The following is a 6,126-nucleotide window of genomic DNA, read 5'->3' on the forward strand; positions in this document are numbered from 1 at the left end:
GGCAGTCGTGCTGCCATGTCCCGTGCACCGTTGTTAAGGAAAACCATACCCTCTACCTCTGAATATACAAGGGCAAGCTGGAGGACAAACTGCAATATGGAGGTTACATGCCCATTAATCTGACCGTAGCCGCCAAAGAGCTGCGAAAAAACTCTACTGATGCAGAACGCCTTCTGTGGCGCCATCTGAAGGCCAAACAGGTTCACGGCCTTAAGTTCCGGCGACAGGAGCAGATTGGGCGTTTTATCGCCGATTTTGTCTGCTATGAAACAAGACTTATTATTGAGGCAGACGGCGGACAACACGCCGTGGAGAAAGAAAAAGACGAAGAGCGGACGCAGTGGTTGAATTCGCAGGGATTCACCGTGCTGAGGTTCTGGAATAATGAGATTCTTACTAATATTGAAGGAGTTATGGAAATTATTGAGATGCGGTGTATTAATCGCTCATCTACCACCCCTCTCCCCACCCCTCTCCCACTGAGGGGAGAGGGGGCTTAGAGCTTCCCTCCCTTTATGGTAGGCGCTGGGGGAGGGTAAACTGTGAAATCATTGTTAAAGTCAAATAATAGGAGGTGTGTCATGTTTATCGCAAGAACCCTGCTGGTACTGATCATCCTGCTGCCGACACTGGCGGCCGGGGCCGTTCCCCAGCGCATTCAGGCTGCATCCCGTATTACCGCTGTCACGGTGTATCCTGACCGCGCCCTGACTACCCGCAGCGCCACCGTTTCTGTGAAACCTGGCAGCTATACGGTTGTTTTCGAGGGTTTGCCGGCTCTGATCCAGGATGATTCGGTACGGGTGACGGGCAGAGGGAGTGCCGGTGCGACTATTCTGGGGTTGGAGGTGAAGCGCTTATTCATGGAACAGGTGCCGGGTAAGCGGGCTGTTGAGCTGGAGCAGGAGATTCGGGCTCAGGAGCGCGCTTTGGGAGGATTGGAGTCCAGGAAAACGGCTCTGGCGGCCCAGAAGGAATTCATCGAGTCCATTAAGGTAGCCTGGGGCGAGCGCATCTCCCGGGAACTGGCCGTGGGCAAGCCGACTGGACCAGAGTTGAAGGAGGCAATGACCTTTATCTCCGACGGGATGATCAAGGTTGAGGAACAGACCCGGGATATTGACCAAGAGCAGCTGCGGCTCCGGGAACGGATCGATGCTCTGCGGCGTCAGCGTGACGAGGTGATAGGTGCCGGCCGTAAAGAAACGACAGGGGTGGAGATTGAAATAGAGGTTGTCCGCGAGGGACAGTTGGTGCTTGAGCTGAGCGGCGTGACCCCGGCGGCAGGATGGGAGCCCTCATACGATGTGCGGCTGGCTGCTGACGGAGCATCGGCCGAATTGACCTTCCGGGCACAGGTGCTCCAGCAGACCGGTGAAGATTGGCAGGGGGTGGCCCTCTCCCTCTCAACCGCCCGGCCGGCAGTGGGGGGGGCGCCTCCGGAGCTTACGCCGTGGCATGTTTCCTTCTGTCGGCCGCCTGAAATACGTCCCATGGCAGCAGCGCCGATGATGAAGAGAGAGGACAGCGCACGTTTCAGGGCTGAGTCCGTTTTGGCAGGTTCTGTTCCCCATGCTTCAAGTAGTGTGGCTGAAGAGATTAACTCTGTAACCTTTCAGGTACAACGACCGGTTGACATACCTTCTGATGGCACCCGCCATGCCACGGTGGTTGCGATGGAGCAGTTGCCGCTCACGCTCGAGTTTCTGACGGTTCCCAAGCTGTCTCCAGTGGTCTTTCTCACCTCCCGCATTGTTAACCCTGCCGGCTATCCTTTACTTCCCGGTAAAATCAATATCTTTACCGGCAGCACCTTTAGCGGCAGCTCCATCATGAAAAAGACCGCAGCCGGGGAAACATTCGATCTGTTCTTCGGTCCCGACGATCAAGTGAAGGTGAAACGCGAGGAGCTTAAAAGTCACAAGGAGGCGGGCCTGTTCGGCAAAAACCGCATGGTCTATCGCTATCGCATTGACCTGCAAAACTTCCGCAAGCAGGACCAGACTGTGACTGTTCGCGACCAGGTCCCTCTGGCAGATAATGAGGAGATCAAAGTTTCACTGGAGAACCCTAGCCAGAAGCCGGATCAGGTCAAGGCAGATGGCAGTATAGAGTGGAAACTGCCATTAAAAGCCGGGGAAAAACGGGGGATCACCTTTGAAATTGTGGTTGAGTATCCCAAAGAGAGGGAGATCCAGGGATTGTAAAAACCTGAATCCGTGACACCTTCACACTTACACTTGCCTGGAATACCAATGTAGAGGACTTGTGGGAAAATGACCTGGTCGGCAAAGGACACCCGTAGCATTCGGCATGTTGCAGAGAATGCGACGATCAACTCTGGCATTCCGAGCGTTTCAGCGTTCCGGTGTCACGGATCAGGTAATTTTTTGTTAGAAATAATAAATCTTAGTTGAAATTAATGTTTTGCATACTGTATACAGAGGTATCACGGTTGAGAGAGGTTCTAATGGCGCTGTTGGTACAATATGTTAATAAAAGTCTTGGTTATATTCCTAATTATGAACTCAATGCTTTGGTTGCGTCGGGCAGGATTTTAAGTTTCAAACGTGCGGAGGGGAACTGGGTTGATCCCGCGATAGGACCGATGCGTGGTTGCGGAAAGCCGGGATCTTATAACGGGCCGGAGAGAAGAGCGCGTTTCAATAATTATAATCCCGGCGTGCAGTAGATGCTTGTTTAAGGTGGATGCATAGCAGGGGAAGAGCGAAGTACACAACAGTTAATAGATGGAATACAAAAAGCCCCGGGCAATCTGTCCGGGGCTTTTTGTGTTCATAGCATTTGTAACGTTTATGCAGGCTAATTCCGCTGTGCTGAATTCAAACCGTTCAGCAGGGAGGGCGATAGCTTGAGTCGTTGCAAGACGCTGGGGTTACCTTTGATCGTGCTTTTTGCCGTAATCACTGGTGGCACCTCTCCGGCAAGCAGTCGACCAGCCATGATGGCTGCCTGGCGACCGGTCTCATAACGGTCGATATCGACTATCGCGGCGGCGCCCATTGTCAGATAGGCGGGAGCAAACGATATCAGCGGCAGGGAGTGTTCCTGTGCAAAACGGAAATAGGATTCAACCGTGTTGCGGGTGATGACGGTCGGGTCCGGCAACATCCAGAGCGCGTCAATTCTGCCATCAAGAGTAGTCAGATGGCTGATTGTGTCGCGGGAAGATAAAGCCTCGGCAACCACCAGTTCGATACCCATTTCCTGGGCAGCCTTGCGGGCCTGGCGCAGGTATGTTTCATTCTTGGCAGAATTAATGACCAAGCCAACCCGGCGGGCTTTGATCGCCTGGAAGGCTGCCAGGTAGCTCTCGGGTGCCGCGAACAAGCTGATGCCTGTCAGATTGGGCTGCGTGGCTGCCTGAGCATTGATTCCGAGGCTCATCAGGGCAACGATCGGTGTCTGGCGCACCTTGCGAACTTCCTTCAGAGCAACATCACCGATGGTCAGGATCAGGCGTGGGCGTTCTTCACGTATGATACGGACCACGTCTACTTCAGAGTAATCGGAGATGACAAGCACACGCTGGCTGCCGGGCCATTCGGCGCGGAAGCCCTTCAGGGCTTCGTCGTAGCTGCGATCATGCCTGCTTTGCAGCACTAGCACGTCGTAGGCCTGGGCCAAAGAAGGGAGCAGGGTCGCCAGGGCGAGTATGAGGAGAATGAGGAGTTTCATCAGAACTTCACCCTCATTCCGCCTTCGAACCAGCGGCCTACGTTAGGAATCCATTCGTCCTGGTACTGCCTGCCATTGAAAAGGTTGTGTCCCGAGAAGAACAGCTCCAGGGAGGAGTTCTCCCGCTTGAGCAGCGTCGCACCCAGGTGCAGATCCCATGTCAGGCCGCGATACCTCCCATTAAAGGCAGGATTGCTGTTCCAGTAGATATGGCGACCGGTGATCGTGCCGCGGTAGGTCTGGTCGTCATAGCGCAGTGCCAACTGTACGGTATGTCGTGGCGCGGCCAGTACCGGCGTGTCATCGCTGGTGCGGTGGGTATCGGTATAGGTCCAGCCGGCTCCCAGCGAAGTATTGTAGAGTGGGTTCGTGCGGAATTCCAGCTCACTGCCCAAAGCTATGTGGCGTTCCTTGATGGTGTCGATGTCCCAGATTTCGTTACGGAACAGCGTACCCTTCAACCAGATGTAGGGAATGGTTTGGGTCTCAAAACCCAGCTGGCTGTTCCAGATTTTTTCAGGTGGCAGATTGAGGGCATTAAAGGAGGGAAGGCTGTAACCGCGGGCAGTATAGGCACGCAGCAGCGTGGAATCGCTCAGTTGCCAGGTTGCACCCAGCGAGGGGCTGAACTGATCTCCGCCGCTGGCATCAGGATGATCGAAACGGGCACCGGGCGTAACCGCCAGGGGGCCGATAGTCAGGGTGTCGCTCAGGAACACTCCCCAGCGATCTGCCTTCCCAGACAAGGTAACATTCTGCTGAAGCGGGTCCACCCATCTTACTTCGGCGTGCTCATACTCGCCGCCCACCACCAGCAGATTGCTGGATTCCCGCCAGATCAGCTTGGCACTGCCACCGGTGACTTCATTGCGGGATATGATGCCGGACAACGGCGAGCCATCACTAATCAGGGTGTCAGAATTGTTGATGTAGCGATAACCGTGACGGGCGAAAAGCTCCAGTTGCAGATGCTCGTTCAGTGGCCGACTGAAGCCCAGCGAAGCTCTCAGGTTACGTATCTTCTGATCTTCTTTGAAATCACCGCCCAGATCGGCGGGCACAAAGGCGGGCACACGCCTGGCTTGGTTATAGGCAAAGGCACTCCAGAGAGCCCCCTGTCCGGGGAGGTCGTAATGCAGCTTGGCCTGCAGGTCATTGCCATAGTTGGAGCGGCCGGGGAGTAGCGGACCGGAGCCGAGATAGCCGCCGGAGAGATAGTAGCCCAGCTTGCCGACTGTGCCGCTCAGCTCCGCCCGGGCATCGGCGGTGGCGCGCTCGCCAATGGAGGCCGAGGCCGAACCGGATATTGTGCGATATCGATTGGGAGTCTTGGTTGTGACACTGATGACGCCGCTGAGGGCCTGTCCCCACGACGAGGATGCTGCACCCTTCAGTATCTCGATCCGCTCGATGATCTGGGCCGGTATGGTGCTCACGTCGGTAAAATTGTCCGCCAGATCGTTGAGTGGAACGCCATCCACCAGCACCAGCATGTGGCTAAAGCTGGTGCTCTGAATGTAGGTGAATACAATATTTCCTGGTCCGCCGCGATGATCGGTCTGGATGCCAGGCACTGTCGCCAGCACGTCTGCCAGGGTGTGGGCGTTGAGAGATTCGATCTCTTTGGTGGTGATGACGGTTACGTTCTCGGCGGTCTGGGAGAGCGGCTTGGGGGCCCGGGAGACGGTGCTGACAGGCTTCTCCCAGGCGCTGAACAGCTCCAGGCTGTCGGCGTCATCCAGGTCGGCCCATGCCAGGCACGGCATGAGGCACAGTCCCAGGCAAAGAGGTACGAGCAGCGCCCGGAGGCTATGCAAAGGTCTAATTAAGGACATGGCACGAAGGATGCTTTCATTAGCAAATGGAGCATGTAATGTCCAGAGTTTTCTAAAGGGGGTGAGCCAGATGGGCGCCAAAAAAGATGACCTGGTGGTGTTGGAAGTAGGTGTAAAAGCAGGCGTAGTTGCAGCATGCTGCAGCACCGCTTCAGCAGCAATCAGGTGAAAGAATGGCGAGGAGGGCAACCTCCTCTGCTACGTTTTTTAACCGAAAAAAACCTATGCCATCGCTTAATGACTTGTTGTATGAAAGCAGTATTGATAGGCATTTCAGGTGCGTCTTAGAGGTAAAAGCCAAAGTGATTTTATGCGGCTTATGACGTACCAGCAGGGTCAACAAAACTACTAACCGCCAGTGTCTTAAGCTGCGATTTTTGAATAACAAGTTCTATCCTTGCCACGATTTCGAGCAGGTATGGAGCTTAGTTTTAATGTAAATTAACTAAAATTAAAATTTATCATTAAACTCCGTCTTGCCCTCGCACAGGTGGTGGGGCGATAGCACGCAGCATTGACCTTCCCCCTGAAAACTGAGCCATTGCCAACTTAGTGATTTCGGTCTAGAACCTCAACCAAGGAGCTAGACATG

General features: G+C 54.5%; 5 protein-coding genes. 3 read left to right on the top strand and 2 right to left on the bottom strand.

The window, feature by feature from the left end:
• Window positions 1-107: 107 nt before the first annotated feature.
• The 3 genes from KJB30_RS17660 to KJB30_RS17670 all read left to right on the top strand — a co-directional run bounded on the left by KJB30_RS17660 (window position 108) and on the right by KJB30_RS17670 (window position 2,692).
• Complete coding sequence (locus KJB30_RS17660; protein ID WP_214301693.1) at window positions 108-500, top strand: endonuclease domain-containing protein; 393 nt, start codon at window positions 108-110, stop codon at window positions 498-500.
• An 81-nt stretch (window positions 501-581) separates the two neighbouring features.
• Complete coding sequence (locus KJB30_RS17665) at window positions 582-2,207, top strand: mucoidy inhibitor MuiA family protein (protein ID WP_214301694.1); 1,626 nt, start codon at window positions 582-584, stop codon at window positions 2,205-2,207.
• A gap of 263 nt (window positions 2,208-2,470) precedes the next feature.
• The gene (locus KJB30_RS17670; protein ID WP_214301695.1) at window positions 2,471-2,692 is read left to right on the top strand and encodes a GSU3473 family protein; all 222 of its coding nucleotides are present in this window, start codon (window positions 2,471-2,473) and stop codon (window positions 2,690-2,692) included.
• Window positions 2,693-2,823: 131 nt separating this feature from the next.
• Here KJB30_RS17670 and KJB30_RS17675 read toward each other — a convergent pair whose 3' ends face one another.
• The gene (locus tag KJB30_RS17675) at window positions 2,824-3,699 is read right to left on the bottom strand and encodes an ABC transporter substrate-binding protein (RefSeq protein WP_214301696.1); all 876 of its coding nucleotides are present in this window, start codon (window positions 3,697-3,699) and stop codon (window positions 2,824-2,826) included.
• Entirely contained in the window at window positions 3,699-5,465 is a 1,767-nt protein-coding gene (locus KJB30_RS17680; RefSeq protein ID WP_214301697.1) for a TonB-dependent receptor plug domain-containing protein, read from the bottom strand. The genes KJB30_RS17675 and KJB30_RS17680 overlap by 1 nt, the downstream gene beginning before the upstream one ends.
• Between the last annotated feature and the right edge of the window lie 661 nt (window positions 5,466-6,126).

This window comes from Pelotalea chapellei (genome assembly GCF_018531195.1).
GTDB classification, from domain to species: Bacteria; Desulfobacterota; Desulfuromonadia; order Geobacterales; family Pseudopelobacteraceae; genus Pelotalea; species Pelotalea chapellei.